At 73.1% G+C, this 26,348-nt stretch carries 17 protein-coding genes, 1 rRNA gene and 1 pseudogene; 15 read left to right on the plus strand and 4 right to left on the minus strand.

Features of this window, described 5'->3' with window-relative positions:
- Nucleotides 1-89: ribosomal RNA gene (gene rrf, locus AB0B20_RS26285) — 5S ribosomal RNA — on the plus strand; the annotation flags it as partial.
- A gap of 93 nt (nt 90-182) precedes the next feature.
- Here rrf and AB0B20_RS26290 read toward each other — a convergent pair.
- Complete coding sequence (locus AB0B20_RS26290; RefSeq protein WP_357474306.1) at nt 183-860, minus strand: hypothetical protein; 678 nt, start codon at nt 858-860, stop codon at nt 183-185.
- A gap of 69 nt (nt 861-929) precedes the next feature.
- Here AB0B20_RS26290 and AB0B20_RS26295 point away from each other — a divergent pair, with 69 nt between their 5' ends.
- Genes AB0B20_RS26295 through AB0B20_RS26305 form a run of 3 tightly spaced genes read left to right on the plus strand, consistent with a single transcriptional unit; the run spans nt 930 to nt 5,393 of the window.
- Complete coding sequence (locus tag AB0B20_RS26295; RefSeq protein ID WP_357474309.1) at nt 930-3,548, plus strand: valine--tRNA ligase; 2,619 nt, start codon at nt 930-932, stop codon at nt 3,546-3,548.
- A 58-nt stretch (nt 3,549-3,606) separates the two neighbouring features.
- Complete coding sequence (locus AB0B20_RS26300) at nt 3,607-4,941, plus strand: folylpolyglutamate synthase/dihydrofolate synthase family protein (protein WP_357474312.1); 1,335 nt, start codon at nt 3,607-3,609, stop codon at nt 4,939-4,941.
- Nucleotides 4,938-5,393, plus strand: a complete 456-nt coding sequence (locus AB0B20_RS26305; RefSeq protein ID WP_357474315.1) for a DUF4233 domain-containing protein — start codon at nt 4,938-4,940, stop codon at nt 5,391-5,393. Before AB0B20_RS26300 ends, AB0B20_RS26305 begins: the two co-directional genes overlap by 4 nt.
- A gap of 20 nt (nt 5,394-5,413) precedes the next feature.
- Here AB0B20_RS26305 and AB0B20_RS26310 read toward each other — a convergent pair whose 3' ends face one another.
- Nucleotides 5,414-6,772 carry a VOC family protein gene (locus AB0B20_RS26310; RefSeq protein ID WP_357474318.1) on the minus strand — a complete coding sequence of 453 codons (1,359 nt, stop codon included), beginning with the start codon at nt 6,770-6,772 and terminating at the stop codon, nt 5,414-5,416.
- A gap of 144 nt (nt 6,773-6,916) precedes the next feature.
- Between AB0B20_RS26310 and ndk the strand changes: the two genes are divergently transcribed.
- Nucleotides 6,917-7,342 (plus strand): nucleoside-diphosphate kinase, encoded by a 426-nt coding sequence (gene ndk / locus AB0B20_RS26315; protein WP_030503075.1) that lies wholly within the window; start codon nt 6,917-6,919, stop codon nt 7,340-7,342.
- A 96-nt stretch (nt 7,343-7,438) separates the two neighbouring features.
- Here the strand turns inward: ndk and AB0B20_RS26320 are convergent, their stop codons facing one another.
- A complete protein-coding gene (locus tag AB0B20_RS26320) occupies nt 7,439-7,879 on the minus strand; it encodes a carboxymuconolactone decarboxylase family protein (protein WP_357391061.1) in 441 nt (146 codons plus the stop codon).
- Nucleotides 7,880-8,073: 194 nt separating this feature from the next.
- Between AB0B20_RS26320 and AB0B20_RS26325 the strand changes: the two are divergent.
- From AB0B20_RS26325 to AB0B20_RS26335, 3 genes and pseudogenes are all read left to right on the plus strand, one after another.
- Nucleotides 8,074-9,032, plus strand: a pseudogene (locus AB0B20_RS26325) (alkaline phosphatase D family protein); the annotation flags it as partial.
- Nucleotides 9,033-9,379: 347 nt separating this feature from the next.
- Nucleotides 9,380-12,526, plus strand: a complete 3,147-nt coding sequence (ileS, locus tag AB0B20_RS26330) for an isoleucine--tRNA ligase (RefSeq protein WP_357391065.1) — start codon at nt 9,380-9,382, stop codon at nt 12,524-12,526.
- Between the two features lie 141 nt (nt 12,527-12,667).
- Nucleotides 12,668-13,375 (plus strand): lysophospholipid acyltransferase family protein, encoded by a 708-nt coding sequence (locus AB0B20_RS26335; protein WP_357391067.1) that lies wholly within the window; start codon nt 12,668-12,670, stop codon nt 13,373-13,375.
- A gap of 4 nt (nt 13,376-13,379) precedes the next feature.
- Here the strand turns inward: AB0B20_RS26335 and AB0B20_RS26340 are convergent, their stop codons facing one another.
- Complete coding sequence (locus tag AB0B20_RS26340; RefSeq protein ID WP_357474323.1) at nt 13,380-15,524, minus strand: hypothetical protein; 2,145 nt, start codon at nt 15,522-15,524, stop codon at nt 13,380-13,382.
- Nucleotides 15,525-15,761: 237 nt separating this feature from the next.
- Here AB0B20_RS26340 and AB0B20_RS26345 point away from each other — a divergent pair, with 237 nt between their 5' ends.
- From AB0B20_RS26345 to rplU, 7 genes are all read left to right on the plus strand, one after another.
- The gene (locus tag AB0B20_RS26345; RefSeq protein ID WP_043328969.1) at nt 15,762-17,747 is read left to right on the plus strand and encodes a TIGR03960 family B12-binding radical SAM protein; all 1,986 of its coding nucleotides are present in this window, start codon (nt 15,762-15,764) and stop codon (nt 17,745-17,747) included.
- Between the two features lie 170 nt (nt 17,748-17,917).
- Nucleotides 17,918-18,355: a hypothetical protein gene (locus AB0B20_RS26350; RefSeq protein WP_357388411.1), complete on the plus strand. Its 438-nt coding sequence runs from the start codon at nt 17,918-17,920 to the stop codon at nt 18,353-18,355.
- 14 nt (nt 18,356-18,369) lie between these two features.
- Nucleotides 18,370-19,863: a hypothetical protein gene (locus tag AB0B20_RS26355; RefSeq protein WP_357388413.1), complete on the plus strand. Its 1,494-nt coding sequence runs from the start codon at nt 18,370-18,372 to the stop codon at nt 19,861-19,863.
- Nucleotides 19,864-19,873: 10 nt separating this feature from the next.
- Nucleotides 19,874-21,283: a type VII secretion-associated serine protease mycosin gene (gene mycP / locus AB0B20_RS26360; protein ID WP_357474326.1), complete on the plus strand. Its 1,410-nt coding sequence runs from the start codon at nt 19,874-19,876 to the stop codon at nt 21,281-21,283.
- Between the two features lie 263 nt (nt 21,284-21,546).
- Complete coding sequence (locus tag AB0B20_RS26365; protein ID WP_357388519.1) at nt 21,547-22,266, plus strand: TIGR03936 family radical SAM-associated protein; 720 nt, start codon at nt 21,547-21,549, stop codon at nt 22,264-22,266.
- A gap of 130 nt (nt 22,267-22,396) precedes the next feature.
- Complete coding sequence (locus AB0B20_RS26370) at nt 22,397-25,729, plus strand: Rne/Rng family ribonuclease (RefSeq protein WP_357474329.1); 3,333 nt, start codon at nt 22,397-22,399, stop codon at nt 25,727-25,729.
- Nucleotides 25,730-26,024: 295 nt separating this feature from the next.
- A complete protein-coding gene (rplU, locus tag AB0B20_RS26375; protein ID WP_018787289.1) occupies nt 26,025-26,339 on the plus strand; it encodes a 50S ribosomal protein L21 in 315 nt (104 codons plus the stop codon).
- Nucleotides 26,340-26,348 lie beyond the last annotated feature (9 nt).

Here is a 26,348-nt window from a genome sequence, read left to right on the forward strand (position 1 = left end):
CCGGTCACATTCCGAACCCGGAAGCTAAGCCCTCCAGCGCCGATGGTACTGCACTCGGGAGGGTGTGGGAGAGTAGGACACCGCCGGACAATCTTTCAATTCAGGGCCACCCCACACGGGGTGGCCCTGAATTGCGTTGAGTCCCGGAAAGCCGGCCGGAGCCGGCCCTCGGATGAGCGGGGTCAGCGGCTCTGGACGGACTCGCGGATGTCGCGGAACAGCGCTGCCGCGTCGTCGATCCGGCGGCCCGGGAACATCCCCATTACGACGCTGCCGTGGTCGGCCCAGCCGCACACCGCGAAGTCGCCACCGTCGCCGGTGGTCGTACCGCACTTCATCACGCCGCCCAGGCGGCCGGCGTCCACCTCGCGCAACCCGGCCACCCGGCCGGTCTCGTCCGCCATCAGCCCGAACAGGGTGTCCAGGTCGCGTTCGGGCTGCCACAGCAGCGTGGTGCCGCCGAACAGGAGCACCGAGCGCTTGACGTCTCCCCGGTCGGAGTAGACAGCCCCGAAGCCGCGGTCCAGCTCGATGTCGGCGGCCAGCCCGTCGCGCAGGTACTCAGCGGTGCTGCGGGCCCGCTCACTGTCGTCCCGCACCAGCCCGGCCACCTCGGCGGGCTGGCCGAGGGTCGTGTCCTTCTGCTGGAGCACGCGCCAGCCGCCCACTCCGAAGGCGCCGGCACCGGCCAGGCCGGCCGCGACCAGGGCGGCAAGGACGATCTTCCGGCGCCGCGAGAACGGACGGCGTTCGGACTCCTGCGCGGGGTCGCGGCGGCTCAGCTCGATCGGCTCTTCGGTCAGCTCGAACGGATCGGAACCCCCGTCGACCGCGCGCTCCGTGAGATGCGCATCGGACATGACCGCCACCGTACGCGAATCACAGGTGGTGCACGTCGGGTCCCCGAAAGCGCTCCGTAGACTTTCAGGGTGACCGAGAGACTGGATGCCCGACGCCCCGACGCCCCGACCCTCGCCGGCCAGTACCAGCCCGGCGAGGTAGAGCAGCGACGGTACGAGCAGTGGGTAGCCGGCGGCCACTTCCGGGCGTCGGCGGACAGCGAGAAGCCGCCGTTCACCATCGTCATCCCGCCGCCGAACGTCACCGGGTCGCTGCACATGGGGCACGCGTTCGAGCACACCCTCATGGACGCGCTCACCCGGCGCAAGAAGATGCAGGGGTACGAGGCGCTCTGGCTGCCGGGCATGGACCACGCCGGTATCGCCACCCAGAACCTGGTCGAGCGGCAGCTCGCCGGGGAAGGGCTGTCCCGCCACGACCTCGGACGGGAGAAGTTCGTCGAGCGGGTCTGGCAGTGGAAGGCCGAGTCCGGCGGCGCGATCCTCGGCCAGATGCGCCGGCTCGGCGACGCGGTCGACTGGGACCGTGAGCGCTTCACCATGGACGAGGGCCTGTCCCGGGCCGTGCAGACCATGTTCAAGAAGCTCTTCGACGACGGGCTCATCTACCGGGCCAACCGGATCATCAACTGGTGCCCGCGTTGCCTCACCGCGCTGTCCGACATCGAGGTGGAGCACACCGACGACGAGGGCGAGCTGGTGTCGATCCGCTACGGCGACGAGGTCGTGGTGGCGACCACCCGCGCGGAGACGATGCTCGGCGACACGGCGGTGGCGGTGCACCCCGACGACGAGCGCTACCGGCACCTGATCGGCACCGAGGTGGAGCTTCCGCTCACCGACCGGCGCATCCCGATCGTCGCCGACGAGCACGTCGACCCGAGCTTCGGGACCGGCATGGTCAAGGTGACCCCGGCGCACGACCCGAACGACTTCGAGATCGGCCAGCGGCACGACCTGCCCTCGCTGACGATCATGGACGAGCGCGGCGTCATCACCGCGCCCGGCCCGTTCCAGGGCCTGGACCGGTACGAGGCCCGGCCGGCGATCGTCGCGGCGCTGCGCGAGCAGGGCCGGATCGTGGCCGAGAAGCGGCCGTACCTGCACGCGGTGGGGCACTGCTCGCGGTGCAAGACGACTGTCGAGCCGCGCCTGTCGTTGCAGTGGTTCGTCAACACCGCGCCGCTGGCGAAGGCGGCCGGTGACGCGGTGCGCGACGGCCGGGTGAAGATCGAGCCGGCCGAGCTGGCCAAGCGCTACTTCGCCTGGGTCGACAACATGCATGACTGGTGCATTTCCCGCCAGCTGTGGTGGGGCCACCGCATCCCCGTCTGGTACGGCCCGGACGGCGAGATCGTCTGCGTCGGCCCGGACGAGGAGCCGCCGACCGGCGAGGGCTGGCGGCAGGACGAGGACGTCCTGGACACCTGGTTCTCCAGCGGCCTGTGGCCGTTCTCCACGCTCGGCTGGCCCGAGCGCACCCCCGACCTGGCGAAGTTCTACCCGACCAGCGTGCTCGTCACCGGCTACGACATCCTGTTCTTCTGGGTCGCCCGGATGATGATGTTCGGCCTGTACGCGATGGACGGCGTGCAGCCGTTCGACGTGGTGGCGCTGCACGGCATGGTCCGCGACGAGCACGGCAAGAAGATGTCGAAGTCGTTCGGCAACGTGGTGGACCCGCTGGACTGGATCGACCGCTTCGGCGCCGACGCGACCCGGTTCACGCTGGCCCGGGGCGCGAACCCCGGTCAGGACGTGCCGGTCAGCGAGGAGTGGTGCCAGGGCTCCCGCAACTTCTGCAACAAGCTCTGGAACGCCACCCGCTTCGCGCTCCTGAACGGCGCGCACACCGACGGCCCGCTGCCGGACGCCGCAGGCCTATCCACCGTCGACAGGTGGATCCTGTCCCGGCTGGCGCACGTCACGGCCGAGGTGGACGAGCAGTTCGAGGCGTACGAGTTCGCCAAGGTCTGTGACCTGCTCTACCACTTCGCCTGGGACGACGTCTGCGACTGGTACGTGGAGCTGAGCAAGCCGGTGCTCGCCGAGGGTGGGCCGGCTGCCGACACCACCCGCCGGGTGCTCGGACACGTGCTGGACCAGCTCCTGCGGCTGCTGCACCCGGTCATCCCGTTCGTCACCGACGAGCTGTGGTCCGCGCTCAGCGGCGGCGAGACCGTGCTGACGGCGTCCTGGCCGGTCGCCGACCGTACCCTGATCGACGACGCCGCGGAGGGCGAGGTCGCCACGCTTCAGCGGGTGGTGACCGAGGTCCGGCGGTTCCGCTCCGACCAGGGGCTGCGGCCGACCCAGCGGGTCGCGGCGCGGCTCGACGGCCTGGCCGGCGCGGGCATCGCGGCGCACGAGCCGCTGGTGCGCTCGCTGGCCCGGCTCGACGCGCCCGGCGACGGCTTCCAGGCCAGCGCCACGCTCGCCATGCCCGGTGCGGTGAGCGTCGCGCTCGACACCCGCGGCTCGATCGACGTGGCCGCCGAGCGCGCCCGGCTCACCAAGGACCGGGCGGCGGCCGAGAAGGAGGCCACCCAGGCGCGGGCGAAGCTGGACAATCCGGCGTTCGTCGGCAAGGCGCCCGAACCGGTGGTGGCGAAGATCCGCGAACGGCTGGCGGTGGCCGAGGCGGACCTGGTCCGGATCGACGCCGCCCTGGAGGCGCTGCCCTCGTGAGCGCGAGGAGAGAGCCGGGGGCGCGAGCCCCGCAGTCGCGAACGGAAAGTGGTGCCGCATGAGCGACCGCACCGAGTTCGCCGAGGTGGAGGCCGCGCTCAACGCGCGCGGCTTCACCCGGATGCACTTCGAGCTGGAGAAGATCGAGACCCTGCTCGACCTGCTGGGCAGCCCGCAGCGGGCGTACCCGTCGATCCACCTGACCGGAACCAACGGCAAGACCTCGACGGCCCGGATGATCGACTCGCTGCTGCGGGCGTTCGGGCTGCACACCGGCCGCTACACGAGCCCGCACCTGGAGACCGTCCGGGAGCGGATCAGCCTGGACGGCGAATCGGTGAGCGAGGAGCGGTTCGTGTCCACGTACCGCGAGATCGCGCCGCTGGCCGAGCTGGTCGACCAGCGGTTCGCCGAGCCGCTGACCTACTTCGACATGACCACGGCGCTGGCGTTCGCCACGTTCGCCGACGCTCCGGTCGACGTGGCGGTGGTGGAGGTCGGGCTCGGCGGCGCGGAGGACGCGACGAACGTCATCCAGGCCGGCGTCGCCGTGATCACCCCGATCGGGCTGGACCACACCGAGTGGCTCGGCGACACGATCGAGGACATCGCGCTGCACAAGGCGGGCATCATCCACCCCGGCGCCACAGTCATCGCGGCGGCGCAGGAGGAGGATGCGGCCCGGCCGATCCTGGAACGCTGCGCCGAGGTGAACGCCACCGTCGCGCGGGAGGGCGCCGAGTTCGGCGTGCTGCGCCGCGCGGTGGCCGTCGGCGGCCAGGTGCTGACCATCCAGGGCCTGGGCGGGGTGTACGAGGAGATCTTCATCCCGCTGCACGGCGCGCACCAGGCGCAGAACGCGGCGGTGGCGCTCGCCGCCGTGGAGGCGTTCCTGGGCGCCGGGGCCCGGCGGCAGCTCGACATCGAGGCGGTCCGTGAGGGCTTCGCCGCCACCAGTTCGCCGGGCCGGCTGGAGCGGGTGCGTACCGCCCCGACGGTGCTGCTCGACGGCGCGCACAACCCGCACGGGATGGCTGCCACGGTCGCCGCCGTGCAGGAGGAGTTCGCGTTCAGCAAGCTCGTCGGCGTGCTGGCGGTGCTCGGCGACAAGGACGCGGCGAGCCTGCTGGAACTGCTCGAACCGGTGCTCGACTCGATCGTGGTGGCGGAGAACAGCTCGGCCCGGGCGATGCCGGTGGACGAGCTGGCCGCGCTGGCGCGGGAGATCTTCGGGCCGGAGCGGGTGCAGGCGACCCGGGAGATGCCCGACGCCATCGAGGCGGCCGTGGCGGAGGCCGAGGCGGACGTGCCGGGCGAACTGTCCGGGGTGGGCGTGCTGATCACCGGATCGGTGGTGACAGTGGCCGACGCCCGCCGGCTGCTCAAGCGATGACCGGCCCGCAGCAGCGCCCGGCCGGCGCTGAGCAGCCGACGGGTCCGGAGCAGGCGACGGGTCCGCAGCAGCCGGCTGGCGACGCGGCGGAGGACCGGGCGCCGGACGGCGGGCGGCGGTCCGGGCTACGGAACCCGGACAAGGCGGTACGCGGGCTGGGCGCCGGCACGATGTCGCTGGAGGCGCTGGTGCTGCTGCTGGCCATCCAGCCGATCCGGGTGGTCGGCGGTGACCTGAGCGGCGCGGCGATCGGCGCGATCGTGGCGCTGGCGGTCGCCTGCGTGGTGCTGGCCGGCATGATGCGCCGCCCGTGGGCGTGGCACGCCGGCACCGTGCTCCAGGGTCTGCTGCTGCTCTCCGGGCTGCTGCACTGGTCGCTGTTCGCGCTCGGGGTGATGTTCGCGCTGGTGTGGGCGTACGCGCTGCACGTGCGGCGGGTCATCCTCGGCTGAGGACGGCCGCCGGGTACGGCTCAGGCGTCGGCGAGCGTGCGCCACTGGGTCAGGGCCACGCCGTGGCCGTCGGGGTCGCGGAACGCCGCCGCCCACACCTCCAGCTTGGTGCCCCGGTTGACCACGCGCGGGGCGTACGTGAACCGGACGCCGGAGTCGCGCAGCCGCTCGTACGCCCCCTGGATGTCGTCCACCTCCAGGTTGACGTGCACCAGCCGGCGGCTGATCGGGGCGGCACCGGTCACCCGGCGCAGCACCAGCCGGGTCGGGCCGGAGGAGAGCACGGCGTTGCCCTCGCCCCGGTCCAGTTCGTCGAAGCCCAGTTCGCGGTAGAAGTCGAGGGACCGGTCCAGGTCGGCGACGAGCAGCGTGATGCCGACGCCACTGATCGGGCTGGCCAGATCGTCCGGCTCGGCCGAGCCGAAGATCGCCTCGTCCAGTTCCTCGGCGGTCGGCGGCACGTCGGAGCGCCGAGGAGAGTCCGAGGGATCGTCCAGCGGCACGTCGATCGGGTCGGGCAGGGTGTCAGCTGCCGGCGCGGGGTCGGCTACCGGTCCGGCGTCGGCTGCCGGTTCAGGGTCGACCGCCGGTCCGGGGTCGGCGAGCACCGTGTCGACACGCACCGTGTCGGCCGGCTCCTCGGCCGGTGCGCGGGGCGCGGGGGCACGGCGGGGGAGCGGGCCGGTGGTGGCGGCCCGTTCGACGAGCTGCCCCTCCAGCACCACCGGGCCGCCAGGGCTCTGGTGCAGCACCACCGGCTCGCGTTCCTCGGCCCGGGGCGGGACGTCGTCCAGGTACGGGTCCGGCGCGGGCGGGTAGTCGTCGCGGAAGTCGTCCTCCGGCGCGCGCCCGGCCCACGGCGGCGCCTCCTGCGCGATCAGCGGCTCGTCCAGCGGGTCCGGCTCGGGGGCGTACTCGGGCGGCATATCGGCGACGGCGGCGGCGCTCTCCGTGTGCGTGGGCACCTCGTCCCAGAGCACGCGTACGTGCCGCTGGTCGTCGAGCGCCACCCGGACCGGCAGCGCCTGGCCCAGCGAGGGCCACTTGGCGACCGGCACCCGAGGCTCGATGATCTTCTTGGAGCGGGGCGGCAGCCCCGGCGCGTCGATGACGAGTTGCAGCTCGCACCGGCCGAACGCGTACTGGGTGGGTGGCTCGGAGGCGCTGTGCACGTGCCCCAGGCCGATCACCCAGGTGCGACCGCCGCCGCGCACCGTGGCCAGGGCGATCGCCAGCACGAGCAGGGCGACGCCGAGGGCCACGATGGCCCAGCTCGTCATGCCGAGCCCGAACACCGTCACGAAGGTGGCGACGGTGCCCAGCACCACGCCGATCAGTTTGCGTACCGGCGCGATCGTGCGGTTCCCGCCATTCGCCACAGTGGACCTCCCAGGGGTTCCATGGTCAGGCTAGGCCGCCGCGGCGGGCCAGGGAAGACGCAGCCGCCGCGCCGGCGTCGGGACCGGGTCGCTACGCTGACCGTACCCAGCCGAACCCCGTTGAGCGCACAGGAGGCAACCAGCGTGTCCAGCAGCAGCCCGGACGAGCGGACGCTCGTACTGATCAAGCCCGACGCGGTGCGCCGGGGTCTGGTGGGCGAGATCCTGTCCCGCTTCGAGCGCAAGGGCCTGCGGATCGACGCGATGGTGAGCCGGACCATGGACGGCGACTTCGCCGACCAGCACTACGCCGAGCACGTCGACAAGCCGTTCTACCCGCCGCTGAAGACGTTCATGACCAGCGGACCGCTGGTGGCGCTCGTGCTCTCCGGCGACCAGGTGATCGAGGTGGTGCGCGCGATGATCGGCAGCACCGACGGCCGCAAGGCCGCCGCCGGCACCATCCGCGGCGACCTGTCGCTGTCGAACCGGGAGAACCTGGTGCACGCCTCCGACTCGGCGGACAGCGCCAAGCGCGAGATCGCGCTCTGGTTCCCCGAGCTGGCCTGACCGACCCGCCGACGGCCCCGGCCCCGCGTCTTCGCGGGACCGGGGCCGTCGTGTGTCCGCATTCAGACACAGGCCGCCGTCAGACCAGGGCCGCCCTCAGGCCAGGGCGGGCGGCTGGGTCTGGCAGGTCACCGCGATCCGGTTCCACACGTTGATGGTGGCGATCGCCATCACCAGGTCCGCCAGTTCCTTCTCCGACCACACCTTCGCCGCGGCGTCCCAGACCTCGTCCGGCACGCCGTGCTCGCCGAGCCGGGTCACCGCGTCGGTGAGGGCCAGCGCGGCCCGCTCCCGCTCGTCGAAGAACGGCGCCTCGCGCCACGCCGCCACAGCGAACAGCCGGCGGCTGTCCTCACCGGCCGCCAGCGCGTCCCGGCTGTGCATGTCGACGCAGAACGCGCAGCCGTTGCGCATCGACGCCCGCAGCTTCACCAGCTCCAGCACGGTGTGGTCCACGTTCGCCCGGACGTACTTCTCCAGGCCCAGCACGGCCTGGTACGCCTCCGGTGCCACCGCCACCATGTCCATCCGGCTCATCGCCGCCTCCTCGAGGTTGGGTACGCGGACAGGACGAGGTGGCGCGGGCGCGGTGTGACGGGACGGCGGTGTGACGGTGGTCATGATCGGGCGCTGGACAGCGGGCGTTGACATGCCGGTCACCTCGACCGGAGTTCCCGGCCACCTGCGGCCGGTAGACCGGGCTGGCGACACTGCCGAGACCGGGAGAACCCATGACGCACTTCGATCGACGTACCCTGCTCCGCGCCGGCCTGGTCGCCGGTGCCGGAGTCGCCGGCGGCGCGCTGCTCGGCGCGCCCGGCGCGCCCGCCGCGCCCGGATGGCGGCCCGGCGGCCGGCCGCTGCTCACCCACGGCGTGCAGAGCGGCGACGTGACCGCCGAGTCGGCGCTGGTCTGGACCCGCGCGGACCGGCCCGGCCGGATGCTGGTCGAGGTCAGCCGCCGCCCGGACCTGCGCGGCGCCCGCCTGGTGCGCGGCCCGGTGGTCGACCCCACCGGCGACTTCACCGCTGGGGGATCAGCCCGGACTTCGACGGCCTGGCGATCTTCCGGGCCATGCGGGAGCGCCGCCCGGACTTCTTCCTGTGCGGCGGCGACACCGTGTACGCCGACGGCCCGCTGACGGAGAGCGTGGTGCTGCCGGACGGCCGCACCTGGCGCAACCTGGTGACGCCGGAGAAGAGCAAGGTGGCCGAGACGCTGGCCGAGTACCGGGGACAGTTCGCGTACAACCTGCTCGACGAGCACCTGCGGGCGTTCGCCGCCCAGGTGCCGCAGATCAACCAGTGGGACGACCACGAGGTGGTGAACAACTGGTACCCGGGGGAGATCCTGACCGACGAGCGGTACGGCGAGAAGCGCGTGGACGTGCTCGCCGCCCGGGCCCGGCAGGCGTTCCACGAGTGGCTGCCGGTGCCGGCGGGCGGGCCGATGTACCGCAAGCTGTCGTACGGGCCGCTGCTGGACGTGTTCGTGCTGGACATGCGCACCTACAAGGACCCGAACGACGGCAACACGTACGCCGACCGCCACCGCGGCCTGCTCGGCAGGGCGCAGCGCGAGTGGCTGATCCGGGAGCTGCGCGCGTCCCGCGCCACCTGGAAGGTGATCGCCAACGACCTGCCGATCGGCGTGGTGGTGCCGGACGGGTCCGCCGCCCAGGAGGGTGTTGGCGGCGATGTCGATCTCGGATGTCGCCGTCAACCTCATGATCGCCGGGGGAGAGGTGGGGCGGGCGATACTCGGCGGCGCGGCGGGTGGGAGGTCGAGTACGCTTGAACCCACAGGCGACGACCCGGCCATCACCGGTGAGCCTCCGGAAGAACGGCCGGGTCACCGGCTCAGTAGAACCGGACGGGACGGCCCGTCACAGCCGGCCAACGAGCGGGCGGTCGCACCTCGGCCGCCAAGCGGGGTGGTACCGCGGGCCACGCCCGGTACGCCGTTCACGGCGTACCGGATTCGGCTCGTCCTCGCAGACCACAGACGAGTGAGCTGCTGAGGGAGAGCGACAGGCGATGGCCTATCCGTTGCACGACCCGACCGGCGCCGGTGTCCCGGCAAGCCCGGACCTGCCCGCGGTCGAGCGCCGGGTGCTGGAGCACTGGACGGCCGACAAGACCTTCGAGGCGTCGGTGGAGGCCCGCGACGCCGGCCGCGACGGCGAGAACGAGTACGTCTTCTACGACGGCCCGCCGTTCGCCAACGGCCTGCCGCACTACGGGCACCTGTTCACCGGCTACGTCAAGGACGTGGTGCCGCGCTACCAGACCATGCGCGGGCGGCGCGTCGAGCGCCGGTTCGGCTGGGACTGCCACGGCCTGCCCGCCGAGGTGGTGGCCGAGAAGCAGCTCGGCATCACCACCAAGGCGGAGATCCTGGACCTCGGCGTGGCCCGGTTCAACGACGCCTGCCGCACCTCGGTGCTGGAGTTCACCCACGACTGGGAGCGGTACGTCACCCGGCAGGCCCGCTGGGTCGACTTCGCCAACGACTACAAGACGCTCGACCTGGACTACATGGAAAGCGTCATGTGGGCCTTCAAGACCCTGCACGACAAGGGGCTGGTCTACGAGGGCTTCCGGGTGCTCGCGTACTGCTGGCGGTGCGAGACGCCGCTGTCGAACACCGAGACCCGGATGGACGACGTCTACCGGGACCGGCACGACCCGACGCTCACCGTCTGGTTCGAGCTGACCGCCGACGAGAACGCGCCGGAGCCGCTGCGCGGGCCGGTCAAGCTGGGCGTCTGGACGACCACGCCGTGGACCCTGCCGTCGAACCTGGCGCTCGCCGTCGGCCCCGACATCGAGTACGCGCTGCTGGAACGCGACGGCGAGCGCTACGTCGTCGGTGCCGCGCGCCTCGGCGCGTACGCCAAGGAACTCGAGGGGTACGAGCAGGTCGGCACCGTGTACGGCCGCGACCTGGTCGGACGCCGCTACACGCCGCTGTACGACTTCCTCGTCGAGCCGGCCGGCCCGAACGCCTACCAGGTGCTCGGCGCGGACTTCGTCACCACCGAGGACGGCACCGGGATCGTCCACCTGGCCCCCGCCTTCGGCGAGGACGACCAGAACACCTGCAACGCCGCCGGCATCCCCACCGTCGTGACGGTGGATGACCACACGCGGTTCACCGCGCTGGTGCCGCCGTACCAGGGCGAGCAGGTCTTCGACGTGAACAAGCCGGTGATCCGGGAGCTGAAGGAGCGGGGGGTGGTGCTGCGGCAGGACACGTACACCCACTCCTACCCGCACTGCTGGCGCTGCGACACCCCGCTGGTCTACAAGGCGGTGTCGTCGTGGTTCGTCGCGGTGACGACGTTCAAGGACCGGATGGTCGAGCTGAACCAGCAGATCAACTGGACCCCCGGCCACATCAAGGACGGCTCGTTCGGCAAGTGGCTCGCGAACGCCCGGGACTGGTCGATCAGCCGGAACCGGTTCTGGGGCTCGCCGATCCCGGTGTGGCGCTCCGACGACCCGAACTACCCGCGCGTCGACGTGTACGGCTCGCTCGCCGACATCGAGCGTGACTTCGGCGTACGCCTGACCGACCTGCACCGGCCGGCGGTGGACGACCTGGTCCGCCCCAACCCGGACGACCCGACGGGCAAGTCGATGATGCGCCGGGTGCCGGAGGTGCTTGACTGCTGGTTCGAGTCCGGCTCGATGCCGTTCGCCCAGGTGCACTACCCGTTCGAGAACCGCGAGTGGTTCGAGCACCACTACCCGGGCGACTTCATCGTCGAGTACATCGGGCAGACCCGCGGCTGGTTCTACACCATGCACGTGCTGGCCACCGCGCTGTTCGACAGGCCGGCGTTCCGCAACTGCCTGAGCCACGGCATCCTGCTCGGCTCGGACGGGCGCAAGATGTCCAAGAGCCTGCGCAACTACCCGGACGTCTACCACGTCTTCGACGCCTACGGGTCGGACGCGATGCGGTGGATGCTGATGTCCTCGCCGGTGCTGCGCGGCGGCGACATGGCGGTCACCGAGGCGGGCATCCGGGACGCGGTGCGCCAGGTGCTGCTGCCGCTGTGGAACGTCTGGTACTTCTTCTCGCTCTACGCCAACGCCGACGGCCACACCGCGCGTCGTCGTACCGACTCGGCGAACGTGCTCGACCGGTACGTGCTGGCGAAGACGAACGAGCTGGTCGCGACCGTCGGCGCGCAGATGGACGCGTACGACATCTCCGGCGCCTGCGCCACCGTGCGGTCCTACCTGGACGCGCTCACCAACTGGTACGTGCGCCGGTCCCGGGACCGGTTCTGGGCCGGCGACGCGGACGCGTTCGACACGCTGTGGACCGTGCTGGAGACGCTGTGCCGGGTGGTGGCGCCGCTGGCGCCGCTGACCGCCGAGGAGATCTGGCGGGGGCTGACCGGCGAGCGGTCGGTGCACCTGACCGACTGGCCGCAGGCGGCGCAGTTCCCGGCCGACCACGAACTGGTCTCCGCGATGGACAACGTCCGGGCGGTCGCCTCGGCGGCGCTGTCCCTGCGCAAGGCAAAGGGCCTGCGGGTGCGGCTGCCGCTGGCGAAGCTCACCGTGGCGTCGCCGGTCGCCGACCAGCTGCGGCCCTTCGCCGACCTGGTCGCCGACGAGGTGAACGTCAAGGAGGTCGTGCTCACCGACGAGGTGTCCGCGTACTGCCAGCAGGTGCTCACCGTGGTGCCGCGGGCGCTCGGCCCGCGTGTCGGCAAGGCCGTCCAGCAGGTGATCAAGGCGGTCAAGGCGGGGGAGTGGGAGCTGCGCGACGGTGCCCCGGTCGCCGCCGGGGTCACGCTCGCCGAGGGCGAGTACGAGCTGCGCCTGGTCGCCGCCGACGCCGAGCACTCCGCGCCGCTACCAGGCGGTGAGGGAGTGGTCGTGCTGGACACCGAGGTCACGCCGGAACTCGCCGCCGAAGGGCTGGCCCGGGACGTGGTCCGCGTCGTGCAGCAGGCCCGCCGCGACGCCGACCTGGACGTCTCGGACCGGATCACGGTGGCCGTCTCCGCCTCGGAGGAGGTACGCGCGGCGGTCGCCGCGTACACCGATTTCGTGGCCCGGGAGGTGCTGGCCGACAGCGTCGACTTCGCCGAGGGCCTCGACGGCTTCGCCGGTGAGGCGGGCGAGGGCGAGCGCGTGACGGTGACGGTCCGCAAGGTGTGAGCGGACCGGGCCCTCCTGCACCCCCTCGGGTGGAGGAGGGCCCGGCCCCAGCGAGTGGACTGCGGGCCACCCGCTCGGTGGCGGACGGCCGCGTCGGCTACCGTGACAGCGCCTGTTTCACGTACGACCGCCGGAGGACCCGTGCCCCTGCTCTACACCATCGGCAAGCTCACCGTGGCACCCGCGCTCCGGTTGGCCTTCCGTCCGCACGTGGAGGGTTTGGAGCACATCCCGGCGACCGGCGGCGCGATCTTCGCCAGCAACCACCTCTCCGTCGCCGACGAACTGCTCCTCGGCACCGTGGTGCCCCGCCACCTGGCGTTCTGGGCCAAGTCGGAGTACTTCAACGGCACCGGGCTCAAGGGCGGCTTCTCCAAGTTCGTGCTCACCGGGCTGGGCGCGATCCCGGTCGAGCGGGCCGGTGGGCGGGCCGCGCTCACCGCGTTCGACGCGGCGATCCCGGTGCTCAAGGCCGGTGACCTGGTCGCCGTCTACCCGGAGGGCACCCGCTCCCCGGACGGGCGGCTCTACCGCGGGCGTACCGGCACCGTCCGGCTGGCGATCGCCGCGGGCGTGCCGGTCATCCCGGTCGGCGTGACCGGCACCGACAAGGCCCAGCCGATCGGTACGCGGATCCCGCGTCCGGGCCGCGCCAAGATCACCATGAAGTTCGGCAAGCCGCTGGACTTCACCGGCCGCTCCGACGACCGCACGTCGCTGCGCGTGATGACCGACGAGATGATGGCCGAGATCCAGAAGCTCAGCGGCCAGGTGTACGTCCCGCGGTACGCGCCGAAGCGCGCCGACCAGGCCACGGGCGACCAGGCCGGCGGCGAGCAGACCGCCTGAGCGGTCAGGACTTCGGCACCACCACGCGCTGGCGCAGGTCGTTCAGCAGCCGCCCGCTGTCGTCCACCGACAGCCGGGTGAACACCCCGGTGGTGAGGCTGCCGTGGTCGGCCGAGACGCAGACCACCACCGAGTCGCCGTCCGCCCGGCCGACCGCGCAGCGCTCGTGGCGTCCCCGCACGCCGGTGTCCACCACCACCGACTCCTGCAGGGCGTAGTCCCCGGCGAGGCGGTCGAGTTCCGACTTGGCGTCCGACTCCGGACTGAACCGCAGGCCGGTGCTGCCGAACAACGTCACCCGCTTGCCGTCGCTGGTGGTGTAGATGCCGGCGAACGTGTCCTCGGCGAGCAGGTTCGACTCGCGTACCCGGGCTTTCAGCTCCTCGGCGACGGCCCGGCTGCTCTCGTCCTGGCGTAGCTGCATCGAGTCGATCTGGTCCGGAAGGCTGGCGCTGGCCGGGTACTGGCTGGAGATCGGCAGGAACCACCAGAGCGGCAGTCCGCAGCAGCAGGCGATGGAGAGCAGCAGCACCCAGGGCCAGCGGCGCCGGCGACGGGTCCGCTTGGGCGGCTGCTGCCAGCCGGGCGGCGGCGCGACCGGCGGTCCGGCCTTGCCCCGGCGCTGCTTCGGCGGCCGTCCGGGCTTCGCCGGCGGCGCGGCCGGTGGCATCGGACGGGCGGCCGGCGGTGCGGGGTGGCGCGGCGGCGAGACCGGCCGGGCCGGTCCCGGGTAGGGCGCGCTGGGCGGCGGCGAGACCGGCCGGGCCGGGCCGGGGTACGGCGCGCCGGGCGGCGGCGACACCGGGCGGGCGGCGGGCGGCGCGGGATGGGCCGCGGGCGGTGCCGGCTGCGGGGCGGAATGCGCCGGGTGGGCCGGTGGCGCCGCGGGTGGGGCCGGGTGGGCCGGGTGCGGGTTCGGCGCGGCCCAGGGCGCGGTGTACGGCAGCGTCGGTGTCAGGGGCGGCAGCTCCGGGGCGTGCAGCTCCCAGCCGGTGGTGTCCACCCCCGCCCACGGGTCGACAGGTGTGGCGTGTTCCGGCGACGCGAGCGGCGGCACCGGCGTGGGCTCGGCGGACTCCCCCCAGGCGGGCCGGCGTGGCGGCGGTGGCGGGACGGCGGCGGAACCACTCCAGCGGGGCGCGGGCGCCTCGACCCGGGTCGGGTCCGGGGTCGTCTCCACCCGTGTGGGATCCGGCGTGCTCGCGGCCCGGGCGGCGTTCTCGACCTTCGTGGGGTCCGGGGCGGTGGTGGCCCGGGGCGGCTGCGGCGCGAGGTCGATCCGGGTCGGATCCGGCCGGCGCCCGGTCCGGGGAGTGGGTACGGGCGTGGTGCGGCCCGGAACCGGTGCCGATCCCCGAGCCCGGGTGACCGGTGCGGGCGATCCTGCCCCGGCGGTCGGTGCCTCGGCCGTGTCACTCGGCGTCCCGGCGGGAGCGTCGCTGGTCGCCGCGTCGCTGGTCAACGCGTCGCTGGTCGCCGGGTCGGCGGGCGGGTGCGGGGTGGCGTCGTCGAGTAGGGCGGTGCCGGCAGGGTCCGCGTGGCTCCCCGCCGGTTCGGCTCGTTCGTCCTGCCGCGCGGCTTCGGCCCGCGCCGTCGGTTCGGCCCGCGCCGTCGGTTCGGCCTGCGCTGTCGGTTCGGCCCGCACTGTCGGTTCGGCGGGGCCTGGGGAATCTGCCGCCGCTTCGGTCTGCGCCGTCGTCCCGGCCTGTGGTGCCGCGGTCGGCGCGGGCGTGGACTGCGGGTCGAGGGTCGAGGTCGCCGGACTCTGGGCGGTCGGGACGTCCGGAGGCGAGTCGTCGGAGTGGTCGCCCGAGGGCCGGTCACCGGGCTCGGCACCGCGCGGCTGCTCGCCGGACGCGGCGGACGGCCGGCGGTCGGGCGTACCGTCGTGCGGCCTGCTGTCGGCGTCGGACGAGCGGTCGACTGGTGCCCCGGCGGGGGTCTGGTCGGCGGCGGCGTCCGACGGCCGTTCGGCCGGTGCCCTGTCGGGGGTCCGGTCGTCGGCGGTCTCCGGCGTGCCGGCGGACGGAGACGCCGGAGCCGAGGCGCCGGTGGCGTCCTCGGTGTCGACGGCGGTCGCCGGCTCGGTGACGGACGGCATCTCGGCCCCGTCGGCCGGCCGGCCCGCCGCCGGCTGCGGCTGCGGCATCGCGGCTATCTCCTCTCGCGCCCGTTGCGAGGTTAGTACCGTCCCGCCACCCACCACGAATCCCGCCCTCTCGCACCGGTGATCTAGTCCCCACGCCGGTGATCAAGGAGTTCGTGTCCGTCAGGAGCGCGGAACAGCACGCAAACTCCTTGATCAACGCGGCGGAGCCGGGCGCGGGCGGGTGGCGGCGGGGCGGAGGGCGGGGGAGGGCGGGGGCACCGCGTACGCTTGGGCATCATGAGTGCCCCGTCCACGACCCCGCGTCCCGCCGCCGCCAACTCGGTCTGGCCTCGGCTGGAGCCGTTGCTGCCGCAGGTGACAAAGCCCATCCAGTACGTGGGTGGAGAGCTGGGAGCGGTGGTCAAGGACTGGGACGCGGCCACCGTCCGCTGGGCGCTGATGTACCCGGACGCGTACGAGGTGGGTCTGCCCAACCAGGGCGTGCAGATCCTGTACGAGGTGCTCAACGAGCTGCCCGACGTGCTGGCCGAGCGCACCTACGCGGTCTGGCCCGACCTGGAGAAGCTGATGCGCGCCCACGGCGTGCCGCAGTTCACCGTCGACGCCCACCGTCCGGTGCGTGACTTCGACGTGTTCGGCGTCTCGTTCTCCACCGAGCTGGGCTACACCAACCTGCTCACCGCGATCGACCTGGCCGGCATCCCGCTGCTCGCCGCCGACCGCACCGACGCCGACCCGGTGATCGTGGCCGGCGGGCACGCCGCGTTCAACCCGGAGCCGATCGCCGACTTCGTCGACGCCGCGGTGCTCGGCGACGGCGAGGAGGCGGTGCTGGAGATCACCGCGATCGTCCGGGAGTGGAAGGCGGAGGGCTCCCCGGGCGGCCGGGACGAGCTGCTGCTGCGGCTGGCCCGCACCGAGAGCGTCTACGTGCCGCGCTTCTACGACGTCGACTACCTGCCGGACGGCCGGATCCAGCGGGTCGTGCCGAACCGCCCGGACGTGCCGTTCCGCGTGCACAAGCGCACGACGATGGACCTGGACGCCTGGCCGTACCCGAAGAAGCCCCTGGTCCCGCTCGCCGAGACCGTGCACGAGCGGTACGCGGTGGAGATCTTCCGCGGTTGCACCCGGGGCTGCCGGTTCTGCCAGGCCGGCATGATCACCCGACCGGTGCGGGAGCGCTCGATCACCACCGTCGGCCAGATGGTCAAGGAGGGGCTGGAGTTCTCCGGCTTCCACGAGGTGGGCCTGCTGTCGCTGTCGTCGGCCGACCACTCGGAGATCGGCGACATGTGCTCCGGCCTGGCCGAGCAGTACGCCGGCACCAACGTCTCGCTGTCGCTGCCCTCGACCCGGGTGGACGCGTTCAACATCGACCTGGCCCAGGAGCTGTCCCGCAACGGGCGGCGGACCGGTCTGACGTTCGCCCCGGAGGGCGGGTCGGAGCGGATCCGCAAGGTGATCAACAAGATGGTGTCGAAGGAAGACCTCATCCGCACCGTGGTCACCGCGTACTCCAACGGCTGGCGCCAGGTGAAGCTCTACTTCATGTGCGGCCTGCCCACCGAGACCGACGAGGACGTCCTGGAGATCGCCGACATGGCGCACGAGGTGATCCGGGCCGGCCGCGCGGCCACCGGATCCAAGGACATCCGCTGCACGGTCTCCATCGGCGGGTTCGTGCCGAAGCCGCACACCCCGTTCCAGTGGGCCTCGATGGAGCGGCCGGAGGTCATCGACGGCCGGCTCAAGCTGCTCAAGCAGGCGATCAACAGCGACCGGTCGCTGGGCCGGGCGATCGGCTTCCGCTACCACGACGGCGAGCCGTCGCTGATCGAGGGCCTGCTGTCCCGGGGTGACCGCCGGGTCGGCGCGGTGATCCGCAAGGTCTGGGAGAACGGCGGCCGGTTCGACGGCTGGAGCGAGCACTTCTCGTACCAGCGCTGGGTCGACGCCGCCGCCGAGGTGCTGCCGGCGTACGGCGTGGACCTCGACTGGTACACCACCCGGGAGCGCGAGGAGCTGGAGGTCCTGCCCTGGGACCACCTCGACTCCGGCCTGGACAAGGACTGGCTCTGGCAGGACTGGCAGGACTCGCTGTCGGAGTACGAGCAGGACGACTGCCGCTGGACGCCCTGCTTCGACTGCGGCGTCTGCCCGTCCATGGACACCGAGATCCAGATCGGCCCGACCGGCCGCAAGCTGCTGCCGCTCACCCCGGTCAACGGTCTCAAGCTGCCCGCCGCCGCCCAGGGCTGAGGCCGCCGGCACCCGACCGGAGCGCGGGCACCCCACCGGGTGCCCGCGCTCCGTCGTCTCTGCCGGTGGCCACCGCGCGACGCGGGGTGGGGGTGCCCCGACTGGTCCATCCTCGATACGCTGCGTCCGTAGTGGACCGGCCGGGGCCGGCAGCGGGGAGGACAGGCAGCATGGGCATCAATCCGCCGGACACCGGCGATCTGCACGTCAGCGTCGAGGACCTGGATGCGGCGGCCGAATACATCGAGCGCCTCAAGCAGTACGTCGAGGACACCATCTCCTGGGAGATGGAGCGCATCAAGCTGAACATGCAGGGCGACAGCAACAGCCCGCAGATCGTGGCCAACGGCACCCCGTTCGGCGCCTTCAGCGACGCCCGCCTGCAGTGGCAGGCGCTGGAACGCTCCACGGCCAACATGGAGAGCCACCTCAAGGGCCTCTCCGCGAAGCTGGCCGGCCTGAAGAAGGGCACCGAGGAGATCGCCAAGGCGTTCCGCGACGCCGAGGAGCGCAACGCCGCCAACGGCAAGGACATCGAACGGCTGCTGGAGTCGGCGGCGGAGCCGCCGGCCGCGGCAGAGCCGCCCACCTACCCGTACCCGGCCTGAGAGAGGAGACGGTCATGGCTGGAGCCACCTGGGAACGCTGTGTCCGCGAGGTGACGCTGTCAGCGGATCCGTACACCGTCGGCCTGGTCGGCTCGGGGTGGAGCAACCTCTCCACCGCTCTCGGTCACCTGCGCGACTCCCTCGCCGGCCGGTCGTTCGTCGGCCCGGTCGCGGCCGGCCAGGAGCGCCCGCACACCGGCGGCCTGCCCGGGATGCTCGCCGGCTGGAAGGGCAGCGGCGGCGACGCGTACCGCGAGCACCTGTCCGAGATCGGCAAGGACATCGAGGACCTGATCACGCACGCCAGCAACGTCAGCGGGGCGCTGTCGCGGATCGAGAGTGACATCCGCAAGACGGTGGCCAGCATCCCGATCCCGCTGATGGACAACTTCGGCTGGAACGAGTGGAGCCTGCCCGGCGGCACCGAGCTGGACGACGCGCGCGACGGTGAGAGCCAGTCCGGCTTCCTCGCCGCCCTGCGCAGCGACTTCCAGGCCAACCAGGCGCTGTACGCCGACGGCGCGTTCCGCGACAAGGCCGACGACCTCGAAGCCACCATGAAGATCGACGGCAACGCCAACGACCAGAAGCGTGGCGGCTGGTGGGACACCAAGTCGCACCTCGACAACTGGTACAACGACAACCAGAAGGCGGCCAACGCGGCGATGTCGCCGCTTCCCGCCGCGGTGGATGCCGAGCGTCCCAAGCTGGCCGTACCCCGTCCCACCCGGGAAGAGCTGGACGACGGCTACCGGGGGGACCCGCGGGTCCCCCCGACGGGTGTGCCCGGCGGTGGCCTGCCGGGCGGCGGCGGGATGCCGGGCGGCGGGATGCCCGGAGGCGGCGGTGGCGGCCCGATGCCGTCGATCGGCAGCACCGGCATCGGTGGCGGCACGCCCGGTGGTGGTTCGTACACGCCGCCCCCCGGTGGGCCCGGCAGCGGCGTCCCCGGCGGCGGTTCCTACACCCCGCCGACCATCGGCGGGCCTCCCGAGCTCGGTGGTGCCCCGGGCTCGGGCACCCCGGAGTACGGCAGCGGCCTGGCGGGCGCGGGCGGGCCCGGCACGGTCACCGCGGGCGGACCGGCCACGCTCGGTCTCGGCGGGGGCGGTGGCGTGGGCGGACTGAGCGCTGGTGGCGGCGGCTTCGGTGGCGGTGGCGGCGGCGCCGGTCTGGGTTCGGCCGGTGGGATCGGCGGCGGTGGGATCGGTGCGGCCGGCGGCCTGGCCATGGGCGGCCTGCCCGGCATGGTCGGTGGCGGTAACGGCAAGGTTCCGCCGCTGACCAGCGCGGCCAGCGCGCTGAAGGCCGCGGCCGGAGCGGGACCGGGCGGCGCGGCCGGTACGCGTGGCGGGATGGCCGGCGCCGGGATGATGGGCGGCGGAATGATGGGCGGTCACGGCGGCGCCGGTCACGGGGGTGACGCGGCAGGGCACTCGTCGTGGTTGACTGAGGACGACGATCCGTGGGGTGCCGGTGACGGTGCGTCCCCGGGCATCCTGCGATGAGGACGGACGGATGAAGGTGCACGTCGGCGCGCTCCGGCCGGTGGCGGCCGGTCTGCTTGCCGGACTGATGCTGCTGGGCGCCGCCCAGCCGGCGGTCGCCGCTCCGCGCCGTGCCGAGCAGTGGTATCTGGACGAGCTGCGGATCGACAGGGCACATCAGATCTCCACCGGGCGGGGCGTCGTCGTCGGCGTGCTGGACACCGGTGTCGACGCCGGGCACCCCGACATGCGGGGTCAGCTCCTGGCCGGGGGCAGCACCCGCGGCTCGGGCGACGGCCGGAGCGACCCGGACGGCCACGGCACCCACATGGCCGGGATCATCGCGGCCAACGGCGCCGGGGTGGTCGGCATCGCGCCCGACGCCCGGATCCTGCCCATCCGCAAGCCCGTCGGCGCGGCGGCCACCCCGGACGACTCCGCGACCGGCATCCGGATGGCAGTCGACGGCGGGGCGAAGGTGCTCAACCTGTCGTACGGCGGCGGTGGGGCCGTGGACGAGGGCGAGGCAGCCGCGATCCGGTACGCGCTGGAGCGCGACGTGGTCGTGGTGGCCGCCGCCGGCAACATCCGGCAGTCCGGCCCGGACGTCGCCTCACCCGCAAACATTCCCGGCGTGATCGCGGTGACCGGCACGGTCCGGGGTGGAGGCTTCTGGTCCGGATCGGCCCAGGGCCCGGAGGCGGTGATCGCCGCACCCGGCGACGAGGTCTACAACATCGGCCCGGACCGGGGCTACGGCTGGGGGGACGGCACCTCCGACGCCGCCGCCATCGTCTCCGGCGTCGCGGCGCTGATCCGGTCGAAGCACCGCGACCTCTCCGCGCCCGACGTGATCAACCGGATCATCCGCACCGCCCGGGACGCCGGCCCTCCCGGCCGGGATCCCCGGTTCGGCTTCGGCCGGATCGACCCGGTCGCGGCGCTCACCGCCGACGTGCCGTCGGTGTCGGCGAACCCACTGCTCGGGGACGCCGCGCCGAGCGCGTCCGCGCCACCGGCCGCCGCCGAGGACGACAACTTCGACGTGACGAAGTACGGCGACCGGGGCGGCCCCACCGACCAGCAGGTGATGGTGATCGGCATCGGCATCGCCGTGGCGCTCGTCGTGCTGCTGGCGCTCGTGGTGTTCCTGATCTGGAACCGCCGCCGTCACCGGCGCGAACTGGCCCGGGCCGGCTCGATCCCGGACGAGGAACTGGACCGGATGAACGGGCAGGACCCGCCGGTGCCCGCCGGTCGCGTGACCGCCCAGCCGCCCGGCTACGGCCCGCCCGGCGCCTACCCGCAGCCGGGCGGACACCCCCAGCCCGGTGCGTACCCGCCGCCCGGCACGGGCACCTACCCGCCCCACGGTCAGGCCCACCACACTCCACCCGGCCGGAGCCCGTACGCCCCACCCGGTGACGACGACCGTTCCTGACCCACCGCGAGTACGGATCCCGCACACCACTCCTCACCGCCCCGGAGAGCCGCCCCCGCACGCCCGCGCCCGGGGTGGGGTGGGCTGGGGCGAGGGTGGGGCGAGTTTGAGTGGGTTTGGGGTGGGTGGGGTGGCCCCGGGTGTGGGGCGTGGTGAGCGCTGCGTCAGGATGAGACCGATACGCAGGCACAGCCGAGGAGCTCACGATCGCCAGAAAGCCTCAACCCGAGGGCGGCCAGGCCCCCGTCGTCCAGCGGGTCCGTATCCGGTACGCCAAGCGTGGGCCGCTGCGGTTCACCTCGCACCGGGACTTCGCCCGGGCCTTCGAGCGCGCGCTGCGCCGGGCCGGCGTGCCGATCGCCTTCTCCCAGGGCTTCACCCCACATCCGAAGATCTCGTACGCCTCGGCCGCCCCGACGGGCGTGGCGAGTGAGGCCGAATACCTGGAGATCGGGCTCCGTGAGCCCGTCGACCCGGCGCGGCTGCGCGAGGCCCTCGACGCCGCGCTCTCGCCCGGCCTCGACGTACTCGACGCGGTGGAGGCCACCGGCGGCAGCCTGGCCGACCGGATCGAGGCGTCGTACTGGCGTATCGAGCTGCCCGAGGTCGACCCGAAGGTGCTGGCGGAGGCCGTGGCGGCCTTCACCGCCGCCGAGGAGATCCAGGTCGAGCGGATGACCAAGCAGGGGCGGCGTACGTTCGACGCCCGCGCGGCAGTGGCGTCGATCGATGTCGTGGCTCCGGCTGAGACGCCTTCCGGGGCGGCGGCCGTACCGTGTGCGATACTCGAACTGGTCGTGCGGCAGGTCACCCCGTCCGTTCGGCCCGATGACGTCCTGTCCGGCCTCCGCGCGGTGGCCGCCCTGGAGCCGCCGGTCACCCCGAAGGTGATCCGGCTGGCGCAGGGCACGTTGACCGCGCAGGGCGAGATCGTCGATCCGTTGGACGCGGATCGCGACGGGGCAACCATCGGAGAGCGCTGACCGTCGGTCAACGCTCTGGCAGGCAGACTTCGGCGGTCGCGCGTCTGCGCGCCCGGCGGAAACACCTTTGCGGCAACCCTGCGTGGCAGCGCTCACCCGCGCCCGGGGCGGCCAGAACTGGAGAACGTCCATGCTCGAGAACGAGCCCGAGGGCGGCGAACGGACCGGCGCGCAGCCGGCCGGGACGACCGCCGACAGTGCCACCACCGCCTCCGGCGGCGCCGCGAGCGCGGCCTCCGCCGGTGCCGAGGGTGCCGCCTCCGGCAGCGCCGACGGCGCTGTCGCGGAGGGCGTGGCCGAGACCAAGCCGCCGGCCCGCAAGCGGGCCAGCCGCCGCAAGGCCGCCCCGTTGAACCAGCCGGAGCAGACCGACGCGCCGGTCGAGGCGTCCACGACGGTGACCGGCAGCGGCGAGTCGCCGCAGGCCGAGGTGTTCGCGCCGGTGGCCGGCGAGTTGGACACCGCGCCGAAGACCACCCGGCGGCGTCGTAAGGCGACACCGGCGAAGGCGGTCGAGGAGCCGGTGGCCGCGGCCGGGGTGGAGGCCGCCTCGGAGGAGGTCGTGCCGCCGGTCAAGGTGACCCGGACCCGCCGTCGCAAGGCCACGCCGCCGGCCGCCGAGACCGTGGCGCCGGACGAGACCGCCGCTGGGCAGGCGCCCGCGGACGCGGTGATCGACGGGCCGGTCTCCGCGCCCGGTGGCGACCTGATCGCCGAGGGACGCGCCGACATCGACGGCGGCGAGGCCGGCGTCGACCGGCCCGCCACGGGCGAGGCCGTCGGCGGGGAGGCCGCCGCAGCTGCCGGGCAGCCCACCACCGGCCGGCGCACCACCCGCAGCCGCAAGGCGAGCACCCGCGGTACGGCGAGCACCGAGGGCGCGGCGAGCACGGCCGCCATCAGCGGCACGGCCGCCATCGGCGAGCCCGTCGAGGACGAGGACGCCGAGGGCGAGACCACGAGCGCCGCGTCGACGCGTACCCAGGAGGTCGACCTGGCTCGCGGCGGCGGCCCGGCGGACGCGACGGGCGTGGTGTCGACGGGCGCCGCGGTGCCGCGTGCGGACGAGGAGCCGGCGGAGACGCCGCCTGCCACCGGCCGCCGGCGTCGTGCCGCGCTCTCCGCGCCGACCGTCCTGTTCATGGCGCCGCAGCCCGACGAGGCGCCGGCCGTCCAGGTGACCTACCCGGCCGCTGAGGAGCCGATCGAGGAAGCGGTCGAGACCACCCGGCGCCGCCGTCGTGGCCGCCGTGAGGTCGAGCCGGTCGAGGCCGAGGTCGAGCCGGAGGCCGTCGAGGAGGAGCCGGTCACCGAGGCCGAGGAGTCCGCCGAGGCGGACGAGGCGGACGAGGACGACGAGACGGCCGCGGCCCGGCGTCGCCGCCGCCGGGGCCGCCGTGGTCGCGGCCGGGGCAAGGGCGGCGCGGACGAGGCCGACGACGAGGATGTCGACGAGTCCGGCGCGGCCGAGACCGCCGAGGGTGAGGCCGAGGAGCCCGCGGAGGACGAGGAGGCCGAGGGCGAGGGGATGACCCGTCGCCGTCGCCGTCGCCGCCGCCGGGGCGCCGGGGAGGCGGACACCGCCGCCGAGGACGGCGTGCCGACCGTGGTCAAGATCCGCGAGCCGCGCAAGCCGGTCGACGAGGTGCAGGGTGTCTCCGGCTCGACCCGGCTGGAGGCCAAGCGGCAGCGCCGCCGGGACGGCCGCGAGCAGCGGCGTACGCGGCCGCCGATCCTGAGCGAGTCGGAGTTCCTGGCCCGCCGCGAGGCGGTCGACCGGGTGATGGTGGTCCGCCAGCGCGGTGACCGTACCCAGATCGCCGTGCTCGAGGACGGCGTGCTGGTCGAGCACTACGTCACGCGCAACTCGTCCGGCACCATGGCCGGCAACGTCTACCTGGGCAAGGTCCAGAACGTCCTGCCGAGCATGGAGGCGGCCTTCGTCGACATCGGGCGCGGACGCAACGCGGTCCTGTACGCCGGTGAGGTCAACTGGGACGCCACCGGCCTGGAGGGCCGGGCCCGCTCGATCGAGCAGGCGCTGCGCTCCGGTGACTCGGTGCTGGTGCAGGTCACCAAGGACCCGATCGGGCACAAGGGCGCGCGGCTGACCAGCCACATCGCGCTCTCCGGCCGGCACCTGGTCTACGTGCCGAACGGCAACGCCTCGGGGATCAGCCGCAAGCTGCCCGACACCGAGCGCAAGCGGCTGCGCGACGTGCTGAAGAAGCTGGTGCCGGACGGCGCCGGGGTGATCGTCCGGACCGCGGCCGAGGGCGCCAGCGAGGACGAGCTGGCCCGCGACGTCAAGCGGCTGCAGGCGCAGTGGGAGGACATCCAGGCCAAGGCGACCGAGGGTGGCGCGCCGGTGCTGCTCTACGAGGAGCCGGACCTGGTCATCCGCGTGGTCCGGGATCTCTTCAACGAGGACTTCCGCGAGCTGGTCATCGAGGGCGAGTCCGCGTACGGCATGGTCGAGTCGTACCTGTCGCACGTCTCCCCGGACCTGGTGGAGCGGCTGCGCCGGCACGCCGGGGTGGTGGACGTGTTCGCCGAGTACCGGATCGACGAGCAGATCCTCAAGGGGCTGGACCGGAAGGTCTTCCTCCCCTCCGGCGGCTCGCTGGTGATCGACCGCACCGAGGCGATGACTGTCATCGACGTCAACACCGGCAAGTACACCGGCTCCGGGGGCAACCTGGAGGAGACGGTCACCCGCAACAACCTGGAGGCGGCCGAGGAGATCGTGCGCCAGCTGCGGCTGCGCGACATCGGCGGCATCGTGGTGATCGACTTCATCGACATGGTGCTGGAGTCGAACCGGGAACTGGTGCTGCGCCGGCTCACCGAGTGCCTCGGCCGGGACCGCACCAAGCACCAGGTCACCGAGATCACCTCGCTCGGCCTGGTGCAGATGACCCGCAAGCGCATCGGTGCGGGCCTGCTGGAGGCGTTCAGCGAGACCTGCGAGTGCTGCAAGGGCCGGGGCGTGATCATTCACACGGAGCCGGTGCCGGAGAAGCCGCGCGGCGGTGCGGGGGAGAAGGTCAAGGCGGTCGCCTCGGCGGTCGCCGCGCCGGCCGAGGAGAAGGGCCGCCGCCGGGGTCGCAAGACCGCCGCGGCGGAGGCCGCGCCGGAGCAGCCGGCCGCGTCGCCGCAGGCCGCCGACGAGGCACCGGCCGTCCCGGCCGCTCCGGAGCGGACCGTCGCCCCGGAGCGGACCGTCGCCGAGGTGGTCGAGAACGACGACGACTACTACGACACCCAGGGCTACGACCTCTCCCGGTTCGAGACGGACACGCCCGCCGCCCCGGCGGTCGCGGACAGCCAGGAGGGCGACTCGGCCCGGCTGGCCGCCGCCGACGACCCGGACGCGATCGGTGACGGCGACAACGACGACGACAGCGGTGCCCCCCGCCGGCGGGCGCGACGCGGCGGCGCCCGGCGGCGTACCCGGCCGTGAGGCGCTGACCTGCTCGAACAGGACCCCCGAATCCGCGCGCTATGGGCGGATTCGGGGGTTCTGTCGTGTCCGTCGGCCGGCCGTGAGGACGCGGACCGCGGGCCCGGTTTGGGGGGCGGGCCGGGTATGCCGTACGCTTGCCTGCGGCGCACTTTGGTGTGCTGAGTTCCCGCGTGCCCGCGCTGCCGGTGTCACGGCTCCCGGCGAGACGCCGTGGGAACGACCGTGAACGGTGTGACAGCCGACAGCGGTGGAATAGACGCCAGTAGCCTCAACGACAGGGAGTCCGCCTCCGATGTACGCGATCGTCAAGACCGGCGGCAAGCAGTACAAGGTCGCCGAGGGCGACGTGATCGAGGTCGAGAAGCTCGCCGGTGCCCCCGGCGACGCGGTGAAGCTCACCGCGGTGCTCCTCGTCGACGGTGACGACCTGGTGACCGACGCGGCGAAGCTCGCCAAGGTCGCGGTGTCCGGCGAGATCGCCGCGCACACCAAGGGCCCGAAGATCCGGATCCACAAGTTCAAGAACAAGACCGGCTACCACAAGCGCCAGGGTCACCGCCAGCCGCTGACCCAGGTCAAGGTGACCGGCATCTCCAGCGGGAAGTAGGTCGTCCTC

The organism is Micromonospora sp. NPDC049151 (assembly GCF_040648395.1).
Taxonomy (GTDB): domain Bacteria; phylum Actinomycetota; class Actinomycetes; order Mycobacteriales; family Micromonosporaceae; genus Micromonospora.